At 66.9% G+C, this 24,206-nt stretch carries 22 protein-coding genes, 1 pseudogene and 1 riboswitch; of the genes and pseudogenes, 17 read left to right on the forward strand and 6 right to left on the reverse strand.

Annotated features, from left to right (window positions below; genetic code table 11):
- Positions 1 to 37 precede the first annotated feature (37 nt).
- The gene (locus ACYVDK_RS10925) at positions 38 to 1,051 is read right to left on the reverse strand and encodes a LacI family DNA-binding transcriptional regulator (RefSeq protein WP_460521583.1); all 1,014 of its coding nucleotides are present in this window, start codon (positions 1,049 to 1,051) and stop codon (positions 38 to 40) included.
- A 276-nt stretch (positions 1,052 to 1,327) separates the two neighbouring features.
- Here ACYVDK_RS10925 and ACYVDK_RS10930 point away from each other — a divergent pair, with 276 nt between their 5' ends.
- The 3 genes from ACYVDK_RS10930 (at position 1,328) to ACYVDK_RS10940 (ending at position 4,532) form a co-directional block, all read left to right on the forward strand.
- Entirely contained in the window at positions 1,328 to 2,683 is a 1,356-nt protein-coding gene (locus ACYVDK_RS10930) for an ABC transporter substrate-binding protein (RefSeq protein WP_460521585.1), read from the forward strand.
- Between the two features lie 77 nt (positions 2,684 to 2,760).
- Positions 2,761 to 3,636, forward strand: coding sequence for a carbohydrate ABC transporter permease (locus tag ACYVDK_RS10935; protein ID WP_460521587.1), 876 nt, complete (start codon positions 2,761 to 2,763; stop codon positions 3,634 to 3,636).
- Between the two features lie 2 nt (positions 3,637 to 3,638).
- Positions 3,639 to 4,532, forward strand: a complete 894-nt coding sequence (locus ACYVDK_RS10940; protein WP_460521589.1) for a carbohydrate ABC transporter permease — start codon at positions 3,639 to 3,641, stop codon at positions 4,530 to 4,532.
- Between the two features lie 148 nt (positions 4,533 to 4,680).
- On the opposite strand, the gene ACYVDK_RS10945 is transcribed toward ACYVDK_RS10940, so the two are convergent.
- Positions 4,681 to 5,295: a TetR/AcrR family transcriptional regulator gene (locus ACYVDK_RS10945; protein WP_460521591.1), complete on the reverse strand. Its 615-nt coding sequence runs from the start codon at positions 5,293 to 5,295 to the stop codon at positions 4,681 to 4,683.
- A gap of 277 nt (positions 5,296 to 5,572) precedes the next feature.
- Between ACYVDK_RS10945 and ACYVDK_RS10950 the strand changes: the two genes are divergently transcribed.
- The 12 genes from ACYVDK_RS10950 to ACYVDK_RS11005 all read left to right on the forward strand — a co-directional run bounded on the left by ACYVDK_RS10950 (position 5,573) and on the right by ACYVDK_RS11005 (position 15,791).
- On the forward strand, positions 5,573 to 6,163 hold the full coding sequence (locus ACYVDK_RS10950) for a DUF6230 family protein (RefSeq protein WP_460521593.1): 591 nt from the start codon (positions 5,573 to 5,575) through the stop codon (positions 6,161 to 6,163).
- A 14-nt stretch (positions 6,164 to 6,177) separates the two neighbouring features.
- The gene (locus tag ACYVDK_RS10955; protein WP_460521595.1) at positions 6,178 to 7,428 is read left to right on the forward strand and encodes a DUF6114 domain-containing protein; all 1,251 of its coding nucleotides are present in this window, start codon (positions 6,178 to 6,180) and stop codon (positions 7,426 to 7,428) included.
- Positions 7,429 to 7,543: 115 nt separating this feature from the next.
- A complete protein-coding gene (locus ACYVDK_RS10960; RefSeq protein WP_460521597.1) occupies positions 7,544 to 8,401 on the forward strand; it encodes a sugar phosphate isomerase/epimerase family protein in 858 nt (285 codons plus the stop codon).
- Entirely contained in the window at positions 8,398 to 9,594 is a 1,197-nt protein-coding gene (locus ACYVDK_RS10965) for a Gfo/Idh/MocA family protein (protein WP_460521599.1), read from the forward strand. Before ACYVDK_RS10960 ends, ACYVDK_RS10965 begins: the two co-directional genes overlap by 4 nt.
- Positions 9,591 to 9,755 carry a hypothetical protein gene (locus ACYVDK_RS10970; protein ID WP_460521601.1) on the forward strand — a complete coding sequence of 55 codons (165 nt, stop codon included), beginning with the start codon at positions 9,591 to 9,593 and terminating at the stop codon, positions 9,753 to 9,755. Before ACYVDK_RS10965 ends, ACYVDK_RS10970 begins: the two co-directional genes overlap by 4 nt.
- Positions 9,756 to 9,777: 22 nt before the next feature.
- On the forward strand, positions 9,778 to 10,959 hold the full coding sequence (locus ACYVDK_RS10975) for a mannitol dehydrogenase family protein (protein ID WP_460521603.1): 1,182 nt from the start codon (positions 9,778 to 9,780) through the stop codon (positions 10,957 to 10,959).
- 88 nt (positions 10,960 to 11,047) lie between these two features.
- A complete protein-coding gene (gene manD / locus ACYVDK_RS10980) occupies positions 11,048 to 12,298 on the forward strand; it encodes a D-galactonate dehydratase family protein (RefSeq protein WP_460521605.1) in 1,251 nt (416 codons plus the stop codon).
- Positions 12,299 to 12,663: 365 nt separating this feature from the next.
- A complete protein-coding gene (locus tag ACYVDK_RS10985; RefSeq protein WP_460521607.1) occupies positions 12,664 to 13,293 on the forward strand; it encodes a 50S ribosomal protein L25/general stress protein Ctc in 630 nt (209 codons plus the stop codon).
- Positions 13,294 to 13,314: 21 nt separating this feature from the next.
- Positions 13,315 to 13,899, forward strand: coding sequence for an aminoacyl-tRNA hydrolase (pth, locus tag ACYVDK_RS10990; protein WP_460521609.1), 585 nt, complete (start codon positions 13,315 to 13,317; stop codon positions 13,897 to 13,899).
- Between the two features lie 124 nt (positions 13,900 to 14,023).
- Positions 14,024 to 14,734, forward strand: coding sequence for an alpha/beta fold hydrolase (locus tag ACYVDK_RS10995; RefSeq protein WP_460521611.1), 711 nt, complete (start codon positions 14,024 to 14,026; stop codon positions 14,732 to 14,734).
- A gap of 182 nt (positions 14,735 to 14,916) precedes the next feature.
- Positions 14,917 to 15,354: a GNAT family N-acetyltransferase gene (locus tag ACYVDK_RS11000; protein WP_460521613.1), complete on the forward strand. Its 438-nt coding sequence runs from the start codon at positions 14,917 to 14,919 to the stop codon at positions 15,352 to 15,354.
- 69 nt (positions 15,355 to 15,423) lie between these two features.
- Positions 15,424 to 15,487: riboswitch (guanidine-III (ykkC-III) riboswitch) on the forward strand.
- 10 nt (positions 15,488 to 15,497) lie between these two features.
- Positions 15,498 to 15,791, forward strand: a complete 294-nt coding sequence (locus ACYVDK_RS11005) for a CBU_0592 family membrane protein (RefSeq protein ID WP_460521615.1) — start codon at positions 15,498 to 15,500, stop codon at positions 15,789 to 15,791.
- A gap of 127 nt (positions 15,792 to 15,918) precedes the next feature.
- On the opposite strand, the gene ACYVDK_RS11010 is transcribed toward ACYVDK_RS11005, so the two are convergent.
- Both ACYVDK_RS11010 and ACYVDK_RS11015 read right to left on the reverse strand, forming a co-directional pair.
- Entirely contained in the window at positions 15,919 to 16,179 is a 261-nt protein-coding gene (locus ACYVDK_RS11010) for a hypothetical protein (RefSeq protein ID WP_460521617.1), read from the reverse strand.
- A gap of 78 nt (positions 16,180 to 16,257) precedes the next feature.
- Positions 16,258 to 16,824 carry a YceI family protein gene (locus tag ACYVDK_RS11015; protein WP_460521619.1) on the reverse strand — a complete coding sequence of 189 codons (567 nt, stop codon included), beginning with the start codon at positions 16,822 to 16,824 and terminating at the stop codon, positions 16,258 to 16,260.
- A 129-nt stretch (positions 16,825 to 16,953) separates the two neighbouring features.
- Here ACYVDK_RS11015 and mfd point away from each other — a divergent pair, with 129 nt between their 5' ends.
- Positions 16,954 to 20,616, forward strand: coding sequence for a transcription-repair coupling factor (gene mfd / locus ACYVDK_RS11020; protein WP_460521621.1), 3,663 nt, complete (start codon positions 16,954 to 16,956; stop codon positions 20,614 to 20,616).
- A gap of 49 nt (positions 20,617 to 20,665) precedes the next feature.
- Here mfd and ACYVDK_RS11025 read toward each other — a convergent pair whose 3' ends face one another.
- Complete coding sequence (locus tag ACYVDK_RS11025) at positions 20,666 to 21,700, reverse strand: hypothetical protein (protein WP_460521623.1); 1,035 nt, start codon at positions 21,698 to 21,700, stop codon at positions 20,666 to 20,668.
- Positions 21,697 to 22,047 (reverse strand): PadR family transcriptional regulator, encoded by a 351-nt coding sequence (locus tag ACYVDK_RS11030; RefSeq protein ID WP_460521625.1) that lies wholly within the window; start codon positions 22,045 to 22,047, stop codon positions 21,697 to 21,699. Before ACYVDK_RS11030 ends, ACYVDK_RS11025 begins: the two co-directional genes overlap by 4 nt.
- Before the next feature lie 203 nt (positions 22,048 to 22,250).
- Here ACYVDK_RS11030 and ACYVDK_RS11035 point away from each other — a divergent pair.
- Positions 22,251 to 24,091: pseudogene (locus ACYVDK_RS11035) on the forward strand (gamma-glutamyltransferase family protein).
- Positions 24,092 to 24,206 lie beyond the last annotated feature (115 nt).

The following is a 24,206-nucleotide window of genomic DNA, read 5'->3' on the forward strand; positions in this document are numbered from 1 at the left end:
GGAGACGCGGCATCCGGCAACCCGTACGTGAGCATCGTCAAGCACGCGCCGTGCCGGGAGCCGCACCCGTCGAGTCGCGCACCGTGAGGTGCGTGGCGAGCACGATCTCATGGCTCAGCGCCGCATCGGCGGAATCCTCGGCGATGGCGGCCGGGCCGGCCTCGATGCGCTGCAGAAGCGAACGAATCGCCACTCGCCCGGCCTGCTCGATGGGAGAAGTCAGGGTGGTGAGCGGGGGATGGCAGAATGCCGCGCCGAAGATGTCGTCACAGCCGACGACGCTCATGTCTTGCGGCACCCGCACGCCGCGTTCCCGGAACCGCTCGAGCATTCCGATGGCGAGCAGGTCGTTGAACGCGACGCATGCTGTGGCGTTCGTGTTCAGTGCCGCGTCGGCCGCTGCCGCGCCGGAATCGACGAACGGCACGTGAGGGCCGATCCTGGTCAGGTTGAGGCGGAGCCGCTTGGCCGCAGTGTTCAGGGCGCCGTACCGCCGTTCGTTCGACCATGAGCTGTCTGGACCGGCCACATAGACGATGCTCCTGTGCCCGAGCGAGACCAGATGCTGCAATGCCTGCTCCATGCCTCCCGGGGTGTCGATGAGCACAGAGGGCACACCGTCTGGTTTCCGGTTGATCACGACGAGCGGAAGGGTCTCAGCGATCTCGGCGATCCGCTGATCCGACAGCCGCGATGCGGAGATCACCACACCGTCGACACGCCCGGCAATGGCGTTGAGCGCTTGCAACTCGCTACTGGCCGACTCCTCGGTGTCCACGAGCAGCTGTATCCATCCCGCTGCGGTGAGCTGATGCTGCGTGCCCCTGATGATCCCGAAGTAGAACGGATTGGTGACATCGGAGACGACGACGGCGACGGCGTGCTTGCGATGTGCCTGTGGTTCCGACCGCGAGCGCTGGTATCCGAGTTGCGCTGCTATGCGTTCGATGTGCTGGCGGGTCGCCTGGTTCACACGCTGCGGCATCGAGAGCGCGCGCGAGACCGTGGAAGGTGCCACACCTGCTTCCCGTGCGACATCTCGGATCGACACCCGTTTGTAGGATTCCTCGGCGCTCGTTGTCGTGTCTCCCGTTCAGGTCGTCTACCTGGACCTCGGTCTTGAATCTAAGCCTGGATGGCAACCGGCGACAACATGTTGCCGCAGGTTGTCGCAGGCTGCTGCGGCACGGATACGGGGATGAAGCTCGACTTCTTCACGAATGCGTTGCACTTGATGGCAACGAAAGGCAACAGCTTGCCGTCGGTGCGTCGCGCATCTAGCTTGCGATTACCAGCAAATCGAGTACTCAACGGAGAGGACCGACCTATGCACAGAAGACGCGCGATCGGCGCGATTGCCGGCCTGCTCGTGGCAGGGCTCGCTCTGGCGGGTTGCAGCGCAGGCGGCGGCAGTCCATCCGCCAGCAGCAGCGGTGGCGCCATCAATGGGAAAGGCAAGACCATCACGGTCTTCACCCTCGCGAACACGCAGTACCCCCAGCAGCAGAAGCAGTTCAACGACTCGGTGGCGGCCGCCTTCCAGAAGCAGACGGGCGCCAAGCTCGTCTGGGACGTGGGCGCAACCGCAAACGATGAACAGACGAAGATCCAGACATCGGCCGTGTCCGGCCAGGGCCCGGATATCTACGACATCGGTACGACCTTCACCCCGACGGCGTACTCGACCGGCAACTTCGTCACGATGACCACCGCCGACTGGAACGCGATCGGAGGAAAGGCCAAGTTCGTTCCGGCATCGTTGGGCATCTCCGGGCCGAATTCCAGCAGCCAGGTCGGCATCCCTTACGAGTCTCGGCCGTTCGTGATGGTGTACAACACCAAGCTCTTCCAGCAGGCGGGCCTCACCGCACCGGCCACGACGTGGGACGGCCTGATCGCCCAGGCGAAGAAGCTCACCGGCAACGGTGTCTACGGCATGGCGATGGACTACAAAGACAGCTTCAGCCCGTGGAAGTACATCTGGATGTACGACATGCAGATGGGCAACCCTCTGCTTTCGGGCAAGAAGGCCACCCTGAACGACCCGAAGACGCTCAAGGCGTATCAGGACTACTTCGGCCTGTTGACGCAGGACCATGTGATCGACCCGGCCTCGGTCGGCTGGACGAACGTCCAAGCCTTGGCGGCATTCGCCGAAGGCAAGGCGGCCATGCTGAACTGGACCACCGCGACGGCGCAGAACACGCTGAACGCCTCGCCGGTGAAGGGCGACTACAAGTTCGCGGTGATGCCGACGGTGCCGCCGGGCTATTCGTCGCTCCCGAAGGGCGGGAACGCCGCGGCGAGCATCATCTCCGGCGACAACCTCGTCATCGCGAAATACTCGAAGAACCAGGCGCTCGACCTGGCGCTGGTCAAGTACCTCACGAGTGACGAGGTGCAGGCCAATCTCTACACCAACTTCGGCGATCTGCCGGTGACGGCTTCGGAGTCGAAGAAGCTGGAGAGCAATCAGGCCGCGCTGGCCCCGCTCCTTCAGGCCGGGGCCAAGTCGGTGACCACACCGTTCTCCGGCGCGTGGGGCGCAACGGAGGTGGGGCTGCTGAACGTGGTGACGCAGGCCATCCCCTCGCTGAACAACGGTGCCGTCAGCACGAGTCAGTTGCAGGGCTGGCTCAACACGCTGCAGAACACCGCGACGCAGGCGCTGCAGTCTCAGTAATGGCCGAGCCGACCATCGCGAGCCATCCGGCGGCCATCCGGCCGGGTGGCTCGCCGTCCGGGCAGCGCAGGAGATCCGTGTCCAAGCGCGACAGACCGCTCTGGATGCTGATCCCCGGGGGCGTGCTCCTTGTGGTGATCATCCTCATCCCGTTGGCCATCGGGATCTGGATGTCGCTGCTCGACCTGAGCCAGTACACGATTCGGCAGTGGCTCGCGGCACCGTTCGTGGCACTCGAGAACTACGTCGTCGTGATCACGCAGACCCAGTTCTTCCAGTCGCTCGCCGTCAGTATCGGATTCGCGGTCATCGCCACAGTGTGCAGCATTCCGCTCGGAGTCGCGGCCGCGGTGGTCACCCATAACGCGTTCCGGGGTCGGGCGGCTGTGCGCTCGCTGTTCCTCGTTCCCTACGTGATCCCGTCGTTCGTGGTGGCCACGATCTGGCGCACGATCATGCAGCCAGGCGGGGTCTGGACCGGCATGCTTTCCAGCTTCGGCATCAAGTCGAGCCTGTGGCTGAACGGGCCCAACGCGTTCTGGACGCTCGTGATCGTGGAGATCTGGGCGTCATGGCCATTCATCTACCTCTTGACGTTGGCAGGCATGCAGACCATCGAGCACCAGGTGTTCGAAGCGGCCGCGATCGACGGCGTCACGTGGCGAAGACAGCTGTGGTCCATCGTCTTCCCGAACATCGGCGGTCCGCTGGCCTTGGCGTGTGTCGTATCCGTGCTCAACCACATCAACAACTTCACGCTTCCGTACGTGCTGTTCGGGATCCCGGCGCCCGACAACGTTCAGACGCTTCCGTTCCTGACCTACATCCAGAGCTTCACGATCTTCCGCTTCGGCCTCGGCGCGGCGACCGCCGTGCTCTCCCTCGTTCTGCTGGCGATCCCTCTGATCGTGTACCTGCGTATGGTGCGGCTCGACGTCGGCAAGGAGGCATGACGATGACATCGACCGTCTCTGGGAGGAAGCGACGACGCGCTACCGCCGGGATCGGCGTGCTCGTGCCGATCTGGCTCCGCACCGTCGTCATCGTGGTGATCCTGGGCATCATCGCGCTGCCCATGATGTTCGTGGTGTTCGGATCGGTCAATTCCGATCTCGGCGTGGCGAGCGGCGAGTACTTTCCCTCCTCATTCACGCTCGTCAACTACGCGAAGATCTGGACGACCGTCGGCCTGGCCAATGGAATGGTCAACAGCATCATCGTCGCGGGATCGACGGCGGTCGTCGCAACTGCCATTGCCACGGTCTCCGCCTACGTGCTCGTCCGGTTCACGTTCCTCGGTCGTCGAACGGTTCTGCGATCCATGCTGATCCTGCAGTCGATCCCCGGTACTCTGCTCGTGCTTCCGCTCTTCGTGGTGTTCTCGTCGTTCACCACCTACGTGGGGGTTCAGGTGATCGGTACCAGGTGGGGCCTGTTCGTGACCTACCTCACGTTTGCTCTGCCGTTCGCCACCTGGGTGATGGTGACATATCTGCGAGGGCTTCCTCGAGAACTGGAAGAGGCTGCCCGCATGGACGGTGCATCCAACGTGCGTGTCGTGCGTCAGATCGTCGTGCCTTTGAGCTGGCCGGGGATCGTGGTCGCCGGCATCTTCTCGTTCCTGCTGGGCTGGAACGATGTGCTCTTCGCCTCGGTGATGACCAACTCAGACACGCAGACCGTCTCGATTGCGCTCAACATCTTCAGTGCTTCGCAGGCGGGAGGCTCCTTGCCGCTGTATGGACAGCTCATGGCCGCGTCGTTGATCTGCGCGGCTCCCGTCGTGATCCTCTACTTGTGTCTGCAGCGCTGGCTGGTCGGTGGCCTCACCGCGGGAAGCGTGAAGTGAAATCGGGTCTCGTGCGTGTGTCGAGCAGGGCATCCGCTGCCGCACCTGCCGCGCTGTAGCCCGCGAGACTGCACGCCCGCTCCGAGACATCGGGCGACACCCGCTGGCTCGGGGTGGCCGTGCAGTCTCGCGAGAACGCCTGCGGCGGTCAGTGCTGAACAGGGCCCGCGACCGACTCGACGATCGCGAGGGCCGTGCGCTCGAGGAAGGTCACGAACGCGGCTGCGTCGTCATCGTGCTCCGGCCCGGCGCCCAGCTCCCCATCGACCAGCGCCTGTTCGGCGAAGGCGACCCATGCGCGCAGAGCCACGGTGAGCAGCGGCGACTGCGGCACGCCCAACTCGGAGAAGACGGCGATGACACGCTGTGTCTGAATCTGCTCCGCCTCATCGACGACCGCGCGCACCTCCTTGTCGCCGCTGGCGACGCCGTGCACGAGCGAGACGAACGTGCTGCGATGCTCGCGCACGAACGCCACGATCTTCTCCAGCGTCGTGTGCAGCCGCTCGAGCGGAGGAAGGTCGAGCTGCGGCTCGGTCGCATTGAGCATGCCATCGCGTGCGGCGCGCACGACCTCGCGGTGGAATCCCTGCTTCGAGTCGAAGTAATAGAACAGCAGGCCGCGTGAGACGCCCGCCTTCGCCGAGAGGTCTTCGACGTTCAGCTGATCCAGTGGCCGGTCGGCCAGTGCGGCCACCCCGAGAGCGACGAGCTGCGCGCGGCGTTCGTCGGGCGTCATGCGAATGCGGCGCTCGGGGGGCATGGTTTCGAGGATATGGGCGATCGTGGGCCGCTGGCGCGAGCTCGGCCGGAACGGCGGCTCCACCGAGCCCGTGAGTGGCGGTGCCGCGATATGGGGCAGCGGCGGCAGCCGACTGGGCGGTCTCGATTCCCGTCGGGTGAATCCGCTGATCTGCCGTGTGCCCCGTCCGCGGGTCGACAACTTCGACTGGCGAATGCTGTTGACTCATGGTAAATAGTTACTGACACGGCGTCAGTAAGCGTCGGCATCCAGGCGCCGCACGGATCGAGGAGGATCTATGAAGCTACGTTCCCTGACGGCGAAGCGTGCTGGGCGCGTCGCTCTTGCCGCCATACCGGTCGGCATCGCCGCGAGCCTTCTGATGACAGGTGTTGCCAACGGTGCGGTTCCTGTCGCGTTCACGGTCTCGGGTTCGACGTTCCAGGTCGCGGCCTCGCAGCTGGACGGCACGGGCTTCTCGCAGTACGCCGGAACGGTGACGCAGAAGGATGGCACGTCGCATCCGGTCTCGGTCGCCAACATCGCCACAGCGAAGTTGTACGACCTGTGCCAGTCGGTGGTGGTTCCGGGCATGCCGGTGGGCTTGAAGATCACCGCGGGCGGTGGCGGCACACCGGCCACAGCGACGAACATGCAGATCGGCATGACCGACCTGCAGGGCGACGCGACGTTCAACAACATCCGCATCGGCGTTGACGCATCGACCGTGAACACCAGCGCCAAGGGATCGGTAGGCGACTTCGCGCAGGATGCCGACTCGGTGGAGATCAAGAACCTCAAGCAGACGGCGTGGAGCACTCAGGCATCCGTCTTCAATCTCGCCGGGCTGCACCTGCAATTGACCGACGGCAAGACGACCTGCTTCTGAACGAGCACGAGACGATGCAGAGACTCGACGATGGGTGGCACGCGTTCGTCGCGTGGTCCCGGCAGCGGACGTTCATCGGCGGATTGCTGACGGTGCTCGGCGGCGTCGAGATGTTCTTCTCCGGTCAGCTGTCGGTGGGCGCGATGCGTGTGCAGGTCGGGATCGAGGGATTCCAGGCCATGCTCATCCCGATCGTGCTCGTGGTTCTCGGCGTGCTCGCGGTGCTCATGCCGCAGCACCGCATCTTCTATGGCGTCATCGCGCTCGTAGTGGCGGTGTACTCACTCGTCGGTGTGAACCTCGGCGGCTTCTTCGTCGGCATGATCCTCGCCAGTGTCGGGGGCGTGCTGATCGTCTCGTGGATGCCCAAGGGTGCTGACGGCGCCGCGAACGCAGTTGCCGACGACCGCGACCGCGGTGACGATGATGCCGCGCCGTCGGCGGAGGTGGCGAAGACGCGTCCCGAGAATTCAGCTGCCCCTGGCGCATCCTCGCAGCCAGCCTCTGGACCTTCCGCGAAGCGGGGGCGACGTCGGCGAGGCGGTGACACCACGCGACGGGCCGCCGGCGGAGCACTCGCCGTGGCGCTCGCAGCCGTGATGAGCCTCGGGCTTGTCGCGGAGCATCCGCAGTCTGCCGCCGCCGCCGAGGCGAGCGGCGTCTGCATCCTCGGCGTCATCGGGGACTGCTCGAAGCCGGCGCCCGCCCCGTCGCCGACGCCCACATCGACGGCCACGCCCGGCTCGCCATCGACTCCCGCCCCGTTGCCGACCTCTGGCAATGGTGGCGGCAACGGCGACGTCGCCACGCCTTCCACTCCGACCGGACCGACGCTGATCGCACCGGCATCCCAGTCGCCGGTCTTCACCGGAAAGCCCGCACTCCTGCAGGGCTCGTCGCTGTCGTTCTCAGGGTTGCGCTACCTCGGTCTCGCCACTGTGCGGTTTTCCGACGGCGGCACGGCGACCGTGCTGAAGCTGTCGATGAGCAGCGTGACCATCCCGGGATTCCGGCTCGACACACGCGATGCGAACGGGGCGGGCACCGACACCGTGGCGACATCCATGGCGTTCAGCGGCGGTGTGAATACGTACCTCGCGTCGTTCAAGGCTGTGCTCGACAACGGGAAGGCCGTGCAATACGACATTCAGCATCCGCCGTCGTCGGACGGTTCGGTGCCGGTGTCGCGCATCCTCTCGCTCGAGGTCTTCGGCATCACCGGCGGCAGTTCGGTGCTGACCGGATTTCACGAGATGATCAGCTGACAACTCTCTCGAGACCCGACCATCTCCGCCGCCGATGTCGCCTCGCCAGGCCCCGTCTTGGCAACGACTGGCAAACGATTGCAACGTTTCGCGGGTGCTGCCTAATGTCGAAGACATGAGTTCTTCCTCCCCGGGCGACGACATCACCTGGAGCCTTTCCGGATTCGGCGACGAGATCGACGAGTCGCCACAGGTGCAACTGGCCGTGCTGGAAGCGCTCGGCGCCCGGCACATCGAGGTGCGCAGCGCCTGGGGCGTGAACATCGTCGAGCTCGACGACGAGAGGCTCACGGCCCTCAAAGCGACGATCGACGCCGCGGGCTTCGGCGTCTCCGCCATCGCATCGCCGATCGGCAAAGTGGATGTCTCGCTGCCCGTCGAGCACGAGGTGGAACGCCTCTCGCGAGCGATCGGCGCAGCCCACGTGCTCGGCGCGCGCTACGTGCGCATCTTCTCGTTCTACCGGGGCGAGGGCATTCCGGCGGAGGCGATCCGCGACGACGTGATCGTGCGAATTCGTGCGCTCGCCGACCTCGCCGAACGGGAGGGTGTCGTGCTGCTGCACGAGAACGAGAAGGAGATCTACGGCGACGTGCCCGAACGGGTGCTCGACATCGTCGAGTCGGTGGGATCCGACGCTCTGCGCCTGGCCTGGGACAACGCCAACTTCGTGCAGTGCGGCGTACGACCGTTCACGGATGCCTGGCCCCTGCTTCACGAGCACGTCGAGTACCTGCAGGTGAAGGATGCGTTGTTCGCCGACGGCACGGTTGTGCCGGCCGGCCAGGGTGACGGTGAGCTTCTGGAAACAGTGACAGCGTTGCGGGATGAGGGTTACCGCGGCTTCGCCTCCCTCGAGCCGCACCTCGCAGATGGGTTCGCGCTCGGCGGCTTCTCCGGTCCACGTGCATTCGGTACTGCCGCCCGGGCATTCGACCGTCTGCTCACCGAGATCGGGGTCAACCCAGCATGAACGTCGAAGCAGGTCAGGGCGCCACAGCCATGCTCACCGCCATGATCGTCGGCTGCGGCGTCATCGCCGAGAACCACGTGCGAGCCTTCGCGACCCGTGACGACGTGACGATCGTCGCGCTCGTCGACCCCGTCACGCCCGCCGTCGAACGCGTCGCCACCCTCGTCGAAGAGGTCGGGATGCCCCGGCCCGCGCTGTTCGCCGATCTCGAGGAGGCGCTGGCGGAACATGCGGTCGACATCGTCGTCGTGCTCACGCCGAGCGGGCTGCACGTTCGCCTGGCGGAAATCGCGCTGCGCGCCGGAAGCAACGTCGTCATCGAGAAACCGCTCGACGTCTCCGTGCCGCGCGCCAGGCGCTTCTGCGATCTCGCCGAGGAGGCCGCGAAGCGCGGACTCGTCGCCACCGTGATCAGCCAGCACCGGTTCGACCCGGCCTCGGTGATCGTGGCGCGCGCGGCGCACTCCGGCGGACTCGGCGTGCTGACCAGTGCCGTGGCATCCGTCGCGTGGTGGCGCACCCAGGAGTACTACGACTCCGGCCAGTGGCGCGGCACGTGGGAGCTCGACGGCGGCGGGGCCGTCATGAATCAGGGTGTGCACACCGTCGATCTGCTGGTGTGGTTCATGGGTCGACCGGTGGCCGTCTACGCGCACACCGCCCGTCTCGCCCACGAGCGCATCGAGGTGGAAGACACCGCCGTGGCCACCGTGCGCTTCGAGAACGGCGCCATCGCGGTGCTGCACGCCACGACGGCCGCGTATCCAGGACTGACCGTCCGGGTGCAGGTGCACGGCTCGAGCGGCTCTGCGGTGATCGAGAACGACCAGCTCGCCTACTTCGCATCCGGGGGCATGGCAGACGCGCACAGCAACGCCGACCCCACCCGCGACGCGGGCGAGAACCGGGCCGCCGAGCTGGTGGAGGCATCCGAACTGTACGGCAGTCCGCGCGGAGCGGACGCTTTCGTCGTGGGACACCGCAGGCAGTACGACGACATCGTCGACGCCATCCGCAACCGTCGTGCGCCGGGTGTCACCGTCGCCGACGCGCTGCTGTCGCTCGCCGTCGTGCGCGCGGTGTACCTCTCGGCAACGCTCGGCCGCGAGGTGCTCGTCGACGACGTGCTCGAGGGGACATACGACGATGAGGACGTGCACACCGAGACGACGATTGCCGAAGTCATCGCATGAAATCCTCGGTCTTCGCCGCCTCGACTCCGCGGTGGACTCCCGCTGAGGTGGCCGCGACGCTCGCCTCCCCGAGCTGGGACGATCGGGCGATGGCCGAAGTTGCAGACGGGCGCACCATTTCAGACGCCGAGGCGGAAGGCGCGGATGCCGTCCGTCGCTGAGGCGCGCACATTCCGACCCCCCGTGCGTCTCGCACACCTGGGGCTGGGGCACTTCCATCGCGCGCATCAGGCCTGGTACACGCAGCACGTGAACGCGCTGCCCGACACCGATTCCGGTGCTTCCGACGGCTGGGGCATCGCGGCTTTCACGGGTCGTTCGCCGCGCGCGGCAGAAATGCTCGCCGCGCAGGACTGCGTCTACGGCCTCATCACCAGGGCTGCAGACGGCGACACCGCCGAAATCGTGCAGTCGATCGTGCGCGCCCACGACGGTGCGAGCGCCGAGTGGGAAGCCACGCTGGCAGAGTCGGCCGTGGCCGTGCTCACCGTGACTGTGACGGAACGCGGGTACGAGACTGCTCACGACACCGGCGCCGTGACCGTCGGCGAGAGCGCGGGCGCGCGGATCGTGCGCGGCCTCGCCGCCCGGGCGCGGGCATCCGCCGGCCCGATCGCGCTCGTCAGCTGCGACAACCTGAGTGGCAACGGCGAGGCGCTGCGTCGCGCCGTGCTGACCGAGGTCGATGACGAGGAGTTGGCGAGCTGGATCGGCGACAACGTCTCGTTCGTCTCCACCATGGTCGACCGCATCACCCCCGACACCACGGATGCCGACCGCGCGATGATGCGCGACCTCACGGGATACGACGACACGGCTCCGGTCGTCGCGGAGCCGTTCAGCGAGTGGATGGTCAGCGGTGCCTTCCCCGCCGGCCGCCCGGAATGGGAGCGCGTCGGAACGCATTTCGTCGACGACATCGAGCCGTACGAGCGTCGCAAGCTCTGGCTGCTCAACGCAGGCCACACGATGCTGGCCGCCATGGGGATCCCGCGCGGCCATGAGACCGTGGCCGAGGCCTTCGCCGACCCTGAGTGCCGCATGCTTCTCGAAGCCCTGTGGGCCGAAGCAAGGGTTGTACTCCCGTTCGACGACGAGACGACGGATGCCTTCCTCTGCGCCCTGCGCACCCGGTTCTCCAACCCGCGGATCGCGCACCGGCTGACCCAGATCGATGACGGGAGCCTGCAGAAGCTGCGCCAGCGGCAGGCGGCGATCGTGGCCGCCAGGCTGGCGGTCGGGAACGACCCGGGGCGAGCCTGCCTCGCCACGGTCGAGTCGTGGGGGAGCGCTCGCGGCCTCGACCTGGCCGAGGCACTCGATGCGCTGCAACCGGGCCTCGCCTGGCGAGTTGCCGCAAGTTGAAGCCCCGCATCCGTTGGTCGAGCCTGTCGCAACGAGACCACGAATGCCCTCGGATAGCCTGCGAAAGACCTTCGAGTAGGAGTTCTCAATGCTGATCCAGTCCGCCGAGGTGCTCGTCGCGAGCCCTGGCCGCAACTTCGTCACCCTCCGCATCACCACCGACGACGGGCTCACGGGACTCGGCGATGCCACGCTGAACGGCCGCGAACTCGCGGTGGACGCTTACCTGAAAGAGCATGTCGTCCCGCTCCTCATCGGGCGCGACGCGAGTCGCATCGAAGACACCTGGCAGTACCTCTACCGCGGCGCGTACTGGCGCCGAGGACCGGTCACGATGGCCGCCATCGCCGCCGTCGACACCGCTCTCTGGGACATCAAGGCGAAGACTGCGGGAATGCCGCTCTACCAACTGCTCGGCGGGCGGAGCCGCGACGGACTACTGGTGTACGGGCACGCATCCGGGCTCGAGCTGCCCGAGTTGTTCGACTCGATCCGCGAGCATCTCGATGAGGGATATCGCGCGATACGCATCCAGACCGGCGTCCCTGGCCTGCCTTCGGTGTACGGCGTCGCGCACAGTCGCAACGCCCAAGCGGGTACTGAAGCCGGTACGGATGCCCGCTACGACTACGAGCCGGCGCGGCGAAGCGCCCTGCCTGTCGAGGAGACCTGGGACACGCGCGCCTACCTCCGGCACATTCCAGGTGTGTTCGAGGCGGTGCGGAGCGAGTTCGGGCCCGAGCTCCCTCTGCTGCACGATGCGCATCATCGGCTCACGCCCATCCAGGCGGCGAAGCTCGGCAAGTCGCTGGAACCGTATGACCTGTTCTGGCTCGAAGATGTCACACCCGCCGAGAACCAGGCGGTGCTGCGCCGGGTGCGCGAGCACACCACGACGCCGCTCGCGATCGGCGAGGTCTTCAACACCATCTGGGACTACCGCGAGCTGTTCGAGGAGCAGCTCATCGACTACGTGCGCAGCCCCGTCACTCACGCGGGCGGCATCACCGGCCTGCGTCGCATCTTCGACTACGCCGCGGTCTACCAGATCAAGTCCGGTGCGCACGGTCCGACCGACATCTCACCGGTCGGGCTGGCGGCAGCGATCCATCTGGGTCTGGCGATCCCGAACTTCGGCATCCAGGAGTACATGCGGCATGCACCCGTCACGCACGAGGTGTTCCGCACCACCTACTCCTTCCAGAATGGCATGCTGAACCCATCGGATGCCCCGGGGCTCGGCGTCGACTACGACGACGAGGTCGCGGTGGCGTATCCCTATTCCGGTGCATACCTCCCGGTGAACCGTCTGCTCGACGGCTCGATGCACGACTGGTGATCCGCGTTTTCCGACGCGACGTGCGGAACGTGTGCACCTGGTTCGCGCGGCGCGGGCTCGACAGCGGCCCTGAGGCGATCCTCCCCGAACTCTGCGCGGATGCCTTCGGCCCAAAGAGTACCGCCGGCTGAGCTCGTCGAAACCCGTTCCTCGCCGCGACGGCTTCGACACGCTCGACGAGCGGCATGTAGACTGGTGCACCGAACTTCGGCGAGGGATTCCCGCGGCCTTAGGCGCAGGAATCCGTGATCGACGCGGTGGACCAGGCTCACGTCTGTCCTCACGCTGACATGCAGCACGAGTTGACAACGAATCCCTTCAAATTGATGTGGGCCGCTGTAGCCCACCGAAAGCGAGACATCACCATGGCTGACGACAGCAACAAGGTGGTCGCGGAAGCCCGCGACCGATTCGGCAAGGGCGCAGCGCGCAAGATCCGTGCGGCGGGCAAGATCCCCGCCGTGCTGTACGGGCACGGCAGCGACCCTCAGCACCTCACCCTGCCCGCGCACCAGCTCGGGCTGATCCTGCGCAAGGCGAACGCCGTGCTCGATCTCGACATCGCAGGCACGTCCCAGCTCGCCCTCGTGAAGGACGTGCAGAAGGACCCGGTGCACCAGATCATCGAGCACATCGACCTCATCATCGTGCGTCGCGGCGAGAAGGTCCAGGTCGAGGTTCCGGTGCACGTGGAGGGCGAGCCGTTCTCCGGCACCATCGTCGTGCAAGACCTCTCGACCATCCACATCGAGGCCGAGGCGACGCACATTCCCGAGCGCCTGGTCGTCGACGTCGAGGGTCTTGAAGAGGGCACGCACATCACCGCGGGTGATGTCACGCTCCCCAGCGGTGCCACGCTGCTGACCGACGCCGAAGTTCTCGTCGTGGCGATCACGGTGCCGTCCGCGCCGGCCGCGGAGGCGACGGAGGAGGCCGCCGCGGCCGCCGAGGCCGGGGCCGCCGAGACCGAGGCATCCGCCGAGTCCGCAGAGTAGTTCAGGCCGGACAGAACACGCATGGCGGAACAGCCTTGGCTCGTCGTCGGCCTCGGCAACCCCGGCGCGCAGTACGAGCACACCCGCCACAACATCGGAGCGATGGTGGTGGACGAGCTCGCACGCCGCGCATCCGCCGTGTTCAAGTCGCACAAGACCAACTCGAGGGTCGCCGAGGGGCGCATCGTCCCCGGCGGCCCTCGCCTGGTTCTGGCCAAGCCGAACACGTTCATGAACGTGTCGGGCGGGCCGGTCGCACAGCTCGTGCGGTTCTACTCCCTTGAGCCGGATCGGTTGATCGTGGTGCACGACGAGCTCGACATCCCGTTCGACACGATCAAGCTGAAGTCCGGCGGCGGTCATGGCGGCCACAACGGGGTGCGCGACATCGCGAGTGCGTTGCGCAGTGTCGACTTCACCCGGGTGCGGGTCGGTGTCGGCCGGCCGCCGGGACGCACCGATGCCGCAGACCACGTGCTCAGCCCCTTCACGAGCACCCAACGGCAGGTGCTGCCGAGCCTCATCTCCGATGCTGCGGATGCTGTCGAGCTCGTGGCGACTGACGGCCTGATCGTGGCGCAGCAGAAGTTCCATTCGCCGGCCTGACACCGGCTCTTTCGGGAGCGCACCGCGTTCAAGCGCCGCAGCAACCGCGTTCACGGCGAGCTCCTAGCGCGCGTCATGCTATTCCGCGGCATCCGCACAATACAGTGGCATAGCTTCTTGAGTCATGCAGCTCTTCACGCGCGAGTGGGGCACGGGCGACCGGGTCGCGGTTCTCGTGCACGGACTGTTCAGCAGTTCGCGCACCTGGCACAGGCTCGGACCCGCTCTCGCCGATGAGGGGTACCGTGTGGTGGCAGTCGATCTTGCCGGACACGGCCAGAGCCCGCGATCGGAGACCTATTCGCTCGCCGGCCTCGTGCGGAGCATCGCCGAAAGCGTGCCGTTGAAGCCGGAGCTCGCGATCGGGCACTCGCTGGGCGGGCTCACATTGTCGCGTCTGATCCGGCGGCTGCAGCCCGGTCGCGCCGTCTACATCGACCCGGCCTTCCTCGGCACTCGACTGCCGTGGTGGCAGCGTGCGGGGGCGCCGGTGCTGTTCCACGGCCTTCTCAACCGGCCTGCGAAAGCCGTGGCACGCAGCAATCCGCGTTGGCACAAGGACGACGTCGAGATCGAGGTGTCGGACTACGCCGCCTTCGATCGACGCTTCTTCCGCAGGTTCGGTGACGGTCGGGCGATGCCGTTGAACGCACCCGACCGCATGAGCGTGCCGTCGTTGATGATGCTCGCCGACCGCTCGCGCCTCGTCAGTGAGACCGTGGCCGAGCGGATGCGTCTGCTCGGCTTCGAAGTGCGCGTCGTCGCCGGCGCCGGGCACACCGTGCACCGGGACGACTTCGACGGGTTCCGGCGCGCGCTGAACGGCTGGGTCTGACGCTCGATCGCCTCTATCACGGCTTCGCCGTTCAGAGACTCAATCGGGCCGCCCGTGCGAGCAAGCTCGCCCGTGCGACCCTCAATCGCCTCTATCACGGCTTCGCCGTTCAGAGACTCGATCGGGCCGCCCGTTCGAGCAAGCTCGCCCGTGCGACCCTCAATCGCCTCTAGGCTTTCTCAATGGTGACGATCACGCCCGTACGCGCTGAAGACCGTGCCGAGTGGCTCGAACTGCTGCACGGCTACCTCGTGTTCTACGAAGAAGATCTGGATGAGGCAACGATCGACTCGCTGTTCAGCCGGGTGCTCGAGTCCGAGATCCACGGTGCACTGGCTCGCGATGCGGAAGGGCGGGCGATCGGACTGGTGCACTGGCTGACCCACGCCGCGACCTGGACGAGAAGGGACTACTGCTATCTCGAGGATCTCTTCGTCGCGCCGGGCGCTCGTCGCATGGGAGCGGGTGCTGCCTTGATCGAGCATGTGCGGGCGTGGGCGGAGGAACACGGCTCGGCGAAGGTGTACTGGCTGACGGCCGAAACGAACGCGACCGCCCGCTCCCTCTACGACCGGGTGGCACAGCGGAGCGGATTCATCCACTACGAGGTCGCCCTCTGAACCGTCGGCCGGGCTGATTCGACGACGAAAGTGCAGCGTGTGCACAGTCGACTCGGGTACCGTGTCCGAGGATCGGCGCCCTCGTCGCCCCCCGGACGAGATGCGCCGTACCCGGACCCGACGACGACGCTCGGGAGAGCATCGTGGGAATCCTCATCCAGGTCGTCGGCTCGCTACTCGTGCTGGCCGGATTCGCACTCGCCCAATGGGGTGTTCTGAATCCGAAGTCGGCGACCTATCTCGTGCTGAACGTGGTGGGCTCTAGCATCCTCGCCGCCGACGCTGTGGTCGAAGCGCAGTGGGGGTTCTTGCTGCTGGAAGGCGTGTGGGCGATCGTCTCGCTCGTGTCGCTCGTGGGCGTGATGCGGGCGCGGCGGAACGTTGTCAGCGGCGTCGGAGCAGACGACGATGCCGAGCACCGCTCACCGCGACGATGACCATCGTGGTGTTCGTCTCTTTCGTGGGCGGTGTCGGCCGACAAGGATCGTGTTGCCACTCCCCATTCACGGAGCAGGTCGGTGAGCTCAGGCGGGGCCCGTCGTCGCAACGGCGACAAGCGCGGTTTCAGCGCCCGTGGGCGGCGAGAATCTGGTCGAGGTCGATGTGGCCGAGAAGCTGGGTCCAGTCGAGCTCGCGGGCGACACCCTCGACGTCCTTCTCCGCGTACACCCTGCCATTGCGCTGCACGACGACGCCCTCGGGGACGATCGCGTTCAGCTCCGCCAGCACGGCGTCGTTCACTGCTTCGGTATCGAAGTCGGCTCCGTAGCGCGCGTACACGTCGGCAGGAACGGTGTAGTCGATGGTCGTGATCTCGGTCGCCATGTGCCGAGCCTAATCACGCCGCCTCGCACCCACACCGGGGTTGCGCACCTCGGTTCGGGTGCGAGACGTGTGCCCGAGTCAGGCCTGGAGGGCTGCCTGCAGGTCGATCGTGATGGTCACGGTGTCGCCGAGCAGCATGCCGCCGGTCTCCAGTGCCGCGTTCCAGGTGAGGCCGAAGTCCTCGCGGTTGACGACCGTCTTGGCGCTCGCGCCGGCCTTGTAGTTGCCGTAGGCATCCGCCCCGAAACCGCCGAAGTCGAACTCGAACGTGACCGGCTTGGTGACGCCCTTGATGGTCAGGTCGCCGTCGACGAGGAAGTCGCCGTTCTCCACGCGCACCCCGGTGGAGACGAAGTCGATCGTCGGGTGCGTGTCGGCCTCGAAGAAGTCGCCGGTGCGCAGGTGGCCGTCGCGGTTCGGGTCGCCGGTGGAGATGGATGCCACCTCGGCACTGGCGCTCACGCTCGCCTCGAACGGGTCGGCCGGCGTGACGAACGTCGCCTGGAACCTCTCGAACTTGCCCTTCACCTTGCTGATCATCAGGTGACGGATGCTGAAACCCACCTCGCTGTGGGCGGGGTCGATCACCCAGGTGCCTTCGCGGTAGCCGGGAATCTCGAGTGCGGTCGTGGCGGTGTCGGTCATGGTTCTCCTCGTGAACGGATGAAGGAAGTGTGCGAGCCGGTGCCGCACACGTATGCAAACGCATTGGATCGGGAGGTATTCCCGTGCCGCCGAGGAAGTTCGTCGGGCCCTGTCTCTACACTGGGCCGAGTGATCCTCGAGGGCTTGACCGGGGCGCTTTCGCGCGCCCAGACATTCGCTGACGCGCTCGCCTACGCGAATCGCGATGCGGACTTCTCGGTGACGAGCGGCCTCCGGGTTCCCCTCGTGGCCGCGCTGCTCGGCACTCGTTCCGTCGACAGGCAGGTGCTGCTCGTCGTCACCGCAACGGGGCGTGAATCGGAGGCACTGCGTTCGGCGCTCGGTTCCGTGGCGCCACACGCCGAGGTGGTGGAGTTCCCGTCGTGGGAGACGCTGCCGCACGAGCGATTGAGCCCGAGCGCCGAGATCGTGGGCAGACGACTGGCTGCGCTGCGCAGGCTGGCGACGTGGAGTGCGGATGCCGGGCATCCGCTCGTCGTCGTCGCCTCCGTTCGCGCCGCGCTGCAGCCGCTCGCCGCAGGCCTCGACCAGTTGGAGCCCATCGTGCTCGCCGAAGGCAGCAGGGGCAACGATCTCACCGGCATCGTCGTGCGGCTCGTCGACCTCGCGTACGCCCGCGTCGACATGGTCACCCGGCGCGGTGAGTTCGCCGTGCGGGGCGGCATCCTCGACGTGTTCCCGCCGACGGCGGAGCATCCGTTGCGGGCGGACTTCTTCGGCGACGAGGTCGAGCAGATCCGCGCGTTCTCGGTCGCCGACCAGCGGTCGCTGCCGCACGACGTGACCGAGGTGCAGCTGGCGCCGGCGCGTGAACTGCTGCTGACCGACGCCGTTCGGCAGCGCGCCGCGGAGATGGCGCACGAGTTCCCCGGGCTTGAGCAGCTGCTGACGAAGGTGGCGGAGGGCATTCCGGTCGAGGGCATGGAGTCACTTGCCCCCGCCCTCGTGGACCGGCTGGTGCCCCTCACCGACTACCTGCCCGACGGTGCCGCGGTGGCCGTGATGGGGCCGGAGCGCGTGGCCGCGCGTGCCGTGAGCCTGGCGGAGACGAACCGTGAGTTCCTCGAGGCGGCGTGGAGTGCGGCCACCGTGGGTGCGGCGACGCCGATCGACCTGGCTTCTGGCGACTTTCTCTCGCTGCGGCAGCTGAGAGACGCCGCGCAGCTCAGCCGACCGGGGGAGCAGGCGCTCGATCACCCGTGGTGGACGTTCTCCAGCTTCGACACGGGCAGAGCGGAATCCGTCGTGTCCACATCGTCGGTTGAGCCCGTCGAAACCCCGTCCATCCATGACCTCGTCGAGTCGGCCGGCGACTACGTGCGCGTGGCGGCCGAAGCCGTGCCGAGCTTCGCCGGGAACGTGGACGGCGCGCTCAGCCACGTGGCGCGGCGGCTGTCAGAGGGCTGGCGGGTTGCCATCGTGGCCGAGGGCCACGGCCTGGTAGAGCGTGCCGTCGACGTGCTCTCCGAGCACGGTGTGGCGGCGCGGCAGGTCGAGGACTACCCGGCAGATGCTGAAAGCGGCGTCGCGTACGTGCTGGCGGCATCCGTCGAGCAGGGCTTCGAGCTGCCGTCGGCGAAGCTCGCGCTGATCGGCGAGACCGAGTTCTACGGTCGCACGATCGGCTATGACTCCAGGCAGGTCAAGAAGCTCGGCGTTCGGCGTAAGAACGTGGTGGACCCGCTGCAGCTCAAGGCGGGCGACTTCGTTGTGCACGAGACGCACGGCATCGGCAAGTTCGTGGAGCTCGTGCAGCGCGAGGTCTCATCCGGTGGCCGGAACGCGGTGAAATCGAAGCGCGAATACCTGGTGCTGGAGTACGCGCCGTCGAAGCGCGGGTACCCGGGCGACAAGTTGTATGTTCCGACCGATCAGCTCGACCTGCTCAGTCGTTACGTCGGCGGCGAGGCGCCGCAGCTTTCGAAGATGGGCGGCAGCGACTGGTCGCAGGCGAAGGGTCGCGCCCGCAAGGCGGTGCGCGACATCGCGGTCGAGCTCGTCAAGCTGTATTCGGCGCGCATGGCCTCGAAGGGTCACGCGTTCGGGGCGGATACGCCGTGGCAGCGCGAACTGGAGGAGGCGTTCCCGTTCGTGGAGACGCCCGATCAGTTGCAGACCATCGACGAGGTCAAGGCCGACATGGAGCGGCCGATCCCGATGGATCGACTGATCTCCGGCGATGTCGGCTTCGGCAAGACCGAGATCGCGGTGCGCGCGGCGTTCAAGGCTGTGCAGGACGGCAAACAGGTGCTCATGCTCGTGCCCACGACGCTGCTCGTGCGACAGCATTTCGAGACGTTCCAGGAGAGATTCGCCGGTTTTCCGGTTCATCTGCGAGCGTTGAGCCGGTTCCAGACCGACCGCGAGGCGAAGGAAGTCATGGACGGCCTTGCCGACGGAACCGTCGACGTGGTGATCGGCACCCACAGGCTGCTGTCGAAGAACCTGTCCATGAAAGACCTCGGCCTGGTCGTGATCGACGAGGAGCAGCGCTTCGGCGTCGAGCACAAGGATGCCCTCAAGAAGCTGAAGACGAACGTCGACGTGCTCGCGATGAGTGCGACGCCCATTCCGCGAACGCTGGAGATGGCGGTGACCGGAATCCGCGAGATGTCGACGCTGGCGACGCCGCCGGAAGACAGGCATCCGATCCTCACGTTCGTCGGGCCCTACTCCGACAAGCAGGTGGCGGCCGCCATTCGACGCGAGCTGCTGCGCGAGGGACAGGTGTTCTTCGTGCACAACCGGGTGTCGAGCATCCAGCGCGTCGCTTCACAGCTTGCGGAGCTCGTGCCGGAAGCGCGGATCGCGGTGGCGCACGGGCAGATGAACGAGCACGTGCTGGAGCAGATGGTCGTCGACTTCTGGGAGCGCAAGTTCGACGTGCTCGTCTCGACCACGATCATCGAGACCGGACTCGACATCGCCAACGCCAACACGATCATCATCGACCGTGCCGACAAGTACGGCCTGTCGCAGCTGCACCAGCTGCGCGGCCGTGTGGGCCGCGGTCGTGAGCGCGCGTACGCGTACTTTCTGTGGGATGCCGACAAGCCGCTGTCCGAGACCGCGCACGATCGGCTCTCCACCATTGCGGCCAACAACGAGCTGGGCAGCGGCATGCAGGTGGCGTTGAAAGACCTCGAGATCCGCGGTGCGGGGAATCTTCTGGGCGGCGAGCAGTCAGGGCACATCGCCGGCGTCGGCTTCGACCTCTACCTGCGCATGATCGGTGAGGCGGTCGGCACGTTCCGCGGTGAGGTGGCAGAGGGCCAGACCGAGCTGCGACTGGAGTTGCCGGTGGATGCACACATCCCCGAGGAGTACGTCGACTCCGAGCGGCTGAGGCTCGAGGCGTACCAGAAGCTGTCGGCGGCATCCGGTCCGAACGCGAAGCCGGATGCCGTCGATCTCGTGCTCGAGGAGCTGACGGATCGTTACGGCGAACCGCCCGCTGCCGTGACGAACCTCATGTCGGTGTCGCGCCTTCGTCGTCGTGCACAGCAGGCCGGACTCTCGGATGTCGTCGCCATGGGGTCGAACCTGCGCATCGCGCCCGCCGAACTGCTGGACTCGCTGCAGGTGCGGCTGCAGCGCCTGTACCCGAAGTCCCGCATCGTGGCGGCGCAGAAGGTGCTTCTGGTGCCACTGCCGGTCGTGGACGGGGAGCCGCTGCCGGATTCCGACCTGATCGCCTGGGTGCGCGGGCTGCTCGACGCGATCTTCCCGCAGCCCGAGGCCGCCAAGACGGAGGACGCCGCCGCGCGCTAGCCGCCGCGCACGGCGCGCCGATCGCTATCGCGACAGCGATCGGCATCCGCTACTGAAAGTTCTGGTGGCTGATGCCGATCCCTGTAGCGCGTTCGGTTTCGGTTCGAGCATCCGCTTGTCGACGGAACACGATGGCGAACACTACTGCTGCGGCGTATCCGACCATGAGGGGCGCCAATAGCGTCAGCTCGCCGACGTAGGCGCCTTCGGTGAGGCTCACGACGCGTGTGACGCTGATGAAAGACCACGGAATGGTGGCAAGCACGATGACTGCGCCTGTAGTGGGCCGTCGTGCGAGCGCGAACGCGAGTGCAGCGACAAGGGCGATGACGGAGCCGGCGTTCGCCAGCATGGGCTGCACGACTCCGGAGAAGAATTCCCTTACAGGAACCTCACCGGTGAAGAAATGCGCCGGTGTCCACGGACCGAAGGCGATGCTTGACGTGCAGAACGCGGCGATCCAGATAGCGGCGGATGCCAGAGAGCGAGGTGGTCGCGGACGGCGCGCCGGCAAAGCCATCAGTGCGATTAGCGCAGTGAACGCGCACGTCGGACTACTCAGCCACGGCTGGTCGCCGAGTAATCCGGAATGCCCGACGCCGGCGATTGTGATGCCGGCGATTGCCGTCGCCGCGAGGAGGCAGCGGTAGAGCCACGTCGGTCCGAACAGAGACGACACCCACGTGGCCATCGCGAAGCCCACGACGATGGCGAACGCGCTGAGGAAGGGCCCGAATGCGGGCGGTTCTGAATTGCCGAATGGATCCAGCCACTGTGTCCGAGCCGCCGTCGCCCACGGGGCCCACTCGAAGATCACCCCCGTGATCAGTCCGAATGCGCCGAGCAGCCCGATCATCACGGCGGCAAGATGATCGCGCACGGCACCCGGCACAGTCCGGTCCAGATGCGCCGCGAGTCCTCCGGCGACCATCGCGATCTTCTCCGTGCCGGTCAGTCGTTCCCGACCTTCGGCATCCGCGAGATCGAGATACGTGCCGAGCATGGCGGCTGCATTCTGCTCCCGCCATCGAACCGGATACCACGCGGACCAGCGATGCACGTCGCGCTTCAACTGAAGGCTCATGCGGCGCCTCCTGCCAGACGAGCGGCCCCTCGAGAGGCCAGGCGCTCGCGCGCAACCCGAGCCTGCGCCTCGAGGTGATCCGCTTCCGATCGGAGTTCCGCCTCGCCGGCATCCGTCAGGGCGAAGTAACGGCGTAGCCGGCCGTCCACGGTCTCGTCGCCGGCGCGGCACACCAGCCCGTCGGTGGAGAGACGGTCGAGCGCCGCATAGAGCGAGCTCACTTTCAGCCGCACGCGTCCGTCACTCAATCGCTCAGCCTCCCGGATGATCGCGTAGCCGTGCCGCCGTCCGCCGGCGAGAACGGTCAGGATCGACAGTGCCGGATCTCGCAGTTGGTTCGGGCTCATGCTTCGGACAATAGTCCGTAGAGTGGAATATGACAAAGAATGGAATGACATTCGTGGACCATGGCGGCTGGTTCGGCTGGGCGGATGCGCTGTGATCGAAAGGTCCGTGCGTTCCGCCGGTCACCGTCGCTACCGTTGACCGCGTGACCTTCCCGTCCGCCCCCGCGTTCAGCACTCGTCCGACGCTGCGCGGCACCTTCGGCATGTCGGCCTCCACGCATTGGCTCGCCACGGCGACCGCGCAGTCGGTGCTCGAACGTGGTGGCAACGCATTCGACGCGGCAGTGGCCGCCGGGTTCGTGCTGCATATCGTCGAGCCGCACCTGAACGGGCCAGGCGGTGACCTCACGGGCTTGTTCCGTGCGGCGGGCGGCGAGGTTCGGGTGCTCATGGGGCAGGGGCCGGCGCCGGCCGGCGCCACGCTCGAGTACTACCGCGATGTAAGGGGCTCGCCGAGGTGCCGGGCGCTGGTGCGCTCGCCGCGGCCGTTCCAGGATCCGTGGATGCCTGGCTATGGCTGCTCGCCGAGCACGGCTCCTGGGAACTGCCAGACGTGCTCTCGTACGCGATCGACTATGCCGAGCACGGGCATCCGGTGCACCAGAACGTGGTGACGACGATCGAGCGAGTCCGGGAACACTTCGTTCAGCACTGGCCGACGTCCGCCGCGCTCTGGCTCGACGCCGAAGGCAGGGCGCCGGCCGCGGGCGCGCTGATCGTGAACCCGGTGTACGCCGGAGTGCTGCGGCGGCTGGTCGCGGCGGCCGAGCAAGCGGGGGAGCGCGGCGCAGCCCGCACCGATCGGATCTCGGCCGCGCGGCGGGAGTGGAAGACCGGCTTCGTCGCGCAGGCCGTCGAACAATTCGTGCGGCAACCCCACCGCCACAGCGACGACCGCGATCATGCCGGGGTGATGCGGGCATCCGATCTTGCGGCCTTCGATGCGGGAGACGAGGATGCCGTGACGTACGACTTCCGCGGATGGCGCGTGCACAAGACCGGGCCGTGGGGTCAGGGCCCGGTGCTGTTGCAGATGCTCGCGATTCTCGACGCCTACGGACGGCTGCACGGCCTCGATGACGAGCACCTCGACCCATCGACAGCGTTCGGCATCCATGTGATCGCGGAGGCGGAGAAGCTGGCGCTCGCCGATCGTGACGCCTGGTACGGCGATCCGGCGTTCGTCGACGTGCCGTTGCCGACGTTGCTCTCGGCGCAGTACGCGGAGTCCCGTGCAGCCCTGATCGGAGAGTCCGCCGGCGCCGAGCTGCGGCCCGGGTCACCCGGCGGCCGCCTGCCGCACCTGCCGCCCCTCGCGACCGGCGCCGGCAAAGGCGGGCTCGAGGAGTCCGATGCTGTGGTGAGCGAGACTGACGACCACACCACAGGCATCGGCGAGCCGACCGTCGACCGGCATGGTCAGACCCGCGGCGACACGTGCCACCTCGACGTGCTCGACCGATGGGGCAACATCGTCACTGTGACGCCGTCCGGCGGATGGCTGCAGTCATCCCCGACGATCCCCGGACTCGGGTTCTGCCTCGGCACCCGGTTGCAGATGGCGTGGCTCGACGAAAGCGTCCCCACGGTCCTGCGGCCCGGGGCGCGTCCGCGCACGACGCTCTCGGCGACGCTGATCACGTCACGCGCGCCGGGAGAGGATCAGCGCGTGTCGACCCTCGGCACACCCGGCGGCGACCAGCAGGATCAGTGGCAGCTGCCCGCACTGCTCCGGATGCTCGTGGGCGGCTGGAGCGCACAAGCCGCCATCGACGCTCCCATGTTTCACACCACCAGTCACATCTCCAGCTTCTGGCCGCGGGACTGGGAGCCTGCCGGCCTCGTCGTGGAGGAGCGGCTCGGGGAGAGCGTGATCGACGAGTTGCGGCGGCGCGGACACCGGGTCACCGTCTCGGGCTCGTGGACGCTGGGTCGGCTGAGCGCGGTCGGCATGGAACTGGCGACTGCCGATTCAGTGCCGTCGGGGGTTCTCTGGGCGGCCGCGAACCCTCGTGGCATGCAGGGCTACGCCGCCGGTCGCTGAACCGTACCCGCTGATCGACTTGGATCCCGGTGCCGGAGGCTCCGAGCGCCGCGCAGCGGTGTGTGGAGGCGTGGCAGGGAGCGAAGTCGGCATCGACCGGGGCCGGGCTTCGACG

This window comes from Humibacter antri (genome assembly GCF_054777235.1).